This is a genomic window from Sphaerospermopsis reniformis (assembly GCF_005402885.1).
In the GTDB taxonomy this organism is placed as follows: Bacteria; Cyanobacteriota; Cyanobacteriia; order Cyanobacteriales; family Nostocaceae; genus Sphaerospermopsis; species Sphaerospermopsis kisseleviana.
Window position 1 is genome coordinate 1 of sequence record NZ_BJCE01000365.1, and the last position, 3,511, is coordinate 3,511.

Here is a 3,511-nt window from a genome sequence, read left to right on the forward strand (position 1 = left end):
TGTGTTACATGCAGATCTGGTGCTAAACATTATTATTTCCTACTACTGATAGCAGAAGTGACAAATTAAATTGGTCATATTAGTTAATATTTGAAAGTTGACCGGTATACATCAATATGATTAACCAGTCAAAAGTCAGCAGACACCAGACACCAGTCACCAGACACCAGACAGAAAAAACCAGTCACCAGTCACCAGTCACCAGTCACCAGTCACCAGTCACCAGTCACCAGTCACCAGTCACCAGTCACCAGTCACCTGTTCTAGTGGCAAAATGATACTATGAAAGAAGTTTAACTATAAGATATGAGTTAAAACCAATCACAAAATCGGGTGATTGGTAAATTTTCATTTCGGTTTTGAGTTGATTCTCATTTTCTACCCATCCACCACCAAAACGGTTGGGTTGAGTTAAGCGTCTATAATTATATAGCTTTTAGCTAAACCTTTAATTTCCATTCCCCTTGTTCTAGTTCTATAAACTGCCATGCTAAAACTATTGTTGGGCGATCCCAACGCTCGTAAACTAAAAAAATACCAGCCTTACATTACAGAAATTAATCTCTTAGAGGAAGAAATTAAAGCACTCTCTGATGATGAATTAAAAAGTAAAACTACTGAGTTTAGACAACGTATATCTAAGGGTAAAAGCCTTGATGATATTCTACCAGAGGCTTTTGCGGTTGTTCGTGAATCTGCTCGACGGGTGTTAGGATTACGACATTTTGATGTACAGTTACTCGGTGGGGCAATTCTGCATACTGGGCAAATAGCGGAAATGAAAACCGGTGAAGGTAAAACCTTGGTGGCTACCTTACCGAGTTATTTAAATGCCCTCACGGGTAAAGGTGTTCACGTTATTACAGTGAACGATTACCTGGCACGTCGGGACGCGGAATGGATGGGACAGGTTCACCGTTTCTTGGGTTTAAGTGTGGGGCTAATTCAAGCCAGCATGAGTCCCACAGAACGGAAGAAAAACTATGACTGTGATATTACTTATGTAACTAACAGTGAAATCGGTTTTGACTACCTGCGGGATAATATGGCCACTTCTATGGCGGAGGTGGTGCAGCGTCCCTTTAATTATTGTGTTATTGATGAAGTAGATTCGATTCTGATTGATGAAGCACGGACACCGCTAATTATTTCTGGACAGGTGGAAAGACCGACAGAAAAGTATTTACAAGCGGCAGAAATTGCTTTTACTCTTAAAAAAGATGAACATTACGAAGTAGACGAAAAGGCGCGTAACGTTCTGTTAACGGATGAAGGTTTTGCAGAAGCGGAAAACCTTTTAAATGTAACTGATTTGTTTGATCCTGAAAATCCTTGGGCGCATTTTGTGTTTAATGCGATTAAAGGTAAGGAACTATTTCTCAAAGACGTGAATTATATTGTCCGTAATGGGGAAGTGGTGATCGTTGATGAATTTACCGGTCGGGTATTACCGGGACGACGTTGGAGTGATGGACTGCACCAAGCTATTGAAGCGAAGGAACGGGTAGACATTCAACCAGAAACCCAAACTCTGGCAACTATTACCTATCAAAATCTGTTTTTGCTGTATCCTAAGTTGGGAGGAATGACAGGAACAGCGAAGACGGAAGAGGTGGAATTTGAAAAGATTTATAAGTTGGAAGTAAGCATTATTCCTACCAACCGGGTGAGAAAACGCCAAGATTTATCGGATATGGTGTTTAAGACGGAAATGGGTAAATGGCAGGCGATCGCTAAAGAATGTGCGGAAATGCACGAACAAGGTAGACCTGTGTTAGTGGGTACGACCAGTGTAGAAAAATCCGAACTTCTTAGCCGTCTCTTGAAGGAAATAGAAATTCCCCATGAGTTGCTAAATGCTAGACCGGAAAACGTGGAACGGGAAGCGGAAATTGTCGCCCAAGCTGGACGCAGAGGGGCTGTAACCATTGCCACCAACATGGCAGGACGGGGTACAGATATCATCCTGGGTGGTAACTCCGAATATATGGCGCGGTTAAAGTTGCGGGAATATTTTATGCCCCGGATCGTTAGCCCTGAAGATGATGAGTTTAGCATTCAACGGGCTTCTGGACTTCCTACCGGTCATGGTGGAGGACAGGGTTTTGTGCCTGGTAAAAAGGTGAAAACTTGGCGTGCTTCCCCGGAAATTTTCCCCACTCAGATATCAAAGGAAACAGAACAACTGTTAAAAGAAGCGGTAGACGTGGCGGTAAAAGCTTACGGTGAAAGAAGTTTACCGGAGTTGGAAGCGGAAGAAAAAATCGCGGTAGCTGCGGAAAAAGCGCCTACTGATGATCCTGTGATTCAGAAATTGCGGGAAGCTTACCAGCGCATTAAGCATGAGTATGAAGAGTTTACTGGTAGTGAACATGATGATGTGGTGAACCGTGGCGGTTTGCACGTTATTGGTACTGAACGTCATGAATCACGACGCATTGATAACCAATTGCGCGGACGGGCGGGCAGACAAGGAGACCCTGGAACAACGAGATTTTTCCTCAGTTTAGAGGATAACTTGTTAAGGATCTTTGGGGGCGATCGCGTTGCCGGCTTAATGAATGCTTTCCAAGTAGAGGAAGATATGCCTATTGAGTCAGGTATGTTGACTCGCAGTTTGGAAGGCGCTCAGAAAAAGGTTGAAACCTATTACTATGACATCCGTAAACAAGTATTTGAGTATGACGAGGTGATGAATAACCAACGTCGTGCTATTTATGCGGAACGTCGGCGGGTGTTGGAAGGTCAAGACCTGAAGGAACAGGTAATTAAATACGCTGAGAAAACGATGGATGACATCGTTGATTATTACATTAACCCTGATTTACCTTCGGAAGAATGGGAGTTAGAGAAGTTGGTGGATAAGGTGAAGGAGTTTGTTTACCTGTTGGCTGATATGCAGTCTAGTCAGTTGGAGGATATGGGAGTTCCAGAAATTAAGGCTTTCCTCCATGAACAAGCGCGTATTGCTTATGATCTTAAGGAAGCAGAAATTGATCAAATTCAACCGGGTTTGATGCGTCAAGCGGAAAGGTTCTTTATTCTGCAACGCATAGATACTTTGTGGCGTGAACACTTGCAACAAATGGATGCTTTGCGGGAGTCGGTTGGTTTGCGTGGTTATGGGCAAAAAGATCCTCTGATTGAGTACAAGAGTGAGGGTTATGAGTTGTTCTTGGATATGATGGTGAATATCCGCCGTGATGTGGTTTATTCGCTGTTTATGTTCCAGCCTCAGCCACAACCTACGGTGCAGACTTCTGGGATGGTTTAGGTTTTTTCACGCAGAGACGCAGAGGCGCAAGAGTGGCGTTTTCTGCGTCTTTTGTTTTAGGAGGAGGATGTGAAAAGCTCACGCAAAGACGCAAAGGCGCAAAGGAAGGAAGATAAGCTGTTGTGCAGCTAAATCGAATAAACAGCATTACCTTTATTTTTAACTTTGCGCTCCCATTTAATAATAAGACCTCCTTCGTTTAGCAATTTATTTAATAATTCTTCTAACTGTTCTACT

2 protein-coding genes are annotated in these 3,511 nt (G+C 43.0%); both read left to right on the forward strand.

Going from position 1 to position 3,511, the window contains the following annotated elements:
• The first annotated feature begins 116 nt into the window (after positions 1 to 116).
• On the forward strand, positions 117 to 278 hold the full coding sequence (locus FFR48_RS26345) for a hypothetical protein (protein WP_162501976.1): 162 nt from the start codon (positions 117 to 119) through the stop codon (positions 276 to 278).
• A gap of 209 nt (positions 279 to 487) precedes the next feature.
• The gene (gene secA / locus FFR48_RS26350; RefSeq protein WP_137669395.1) at positions 488 to 3,274 is read left to right on the forward strand and encodes a preprotein translocase subunit SecA; all 2,787 of its coding nucleotides are present in this window, start codon (positions 488 to 490) and stop codon (positions 3,272 to 3,274) included.
• Positions 3,275 to 3,511: the final 237 nt, after the last annotated feature.

Bases quoted from the DNA above. Each gene is read 5' to 3' on its own strand.
- FFR48_RS26345 (WP_162501976.1), top strand. From the start codon at position 117: ATGATTAACCAGTCAAAAGTCAGCAGACACCAGACACCAGTCACCAGA.
- secA (WP_137669395.1), top strand. From the start codon at position 488: ATGCTAAAACTATTGTTGGGCGATCCCAACGCTCGTAAACTAAAAAAA.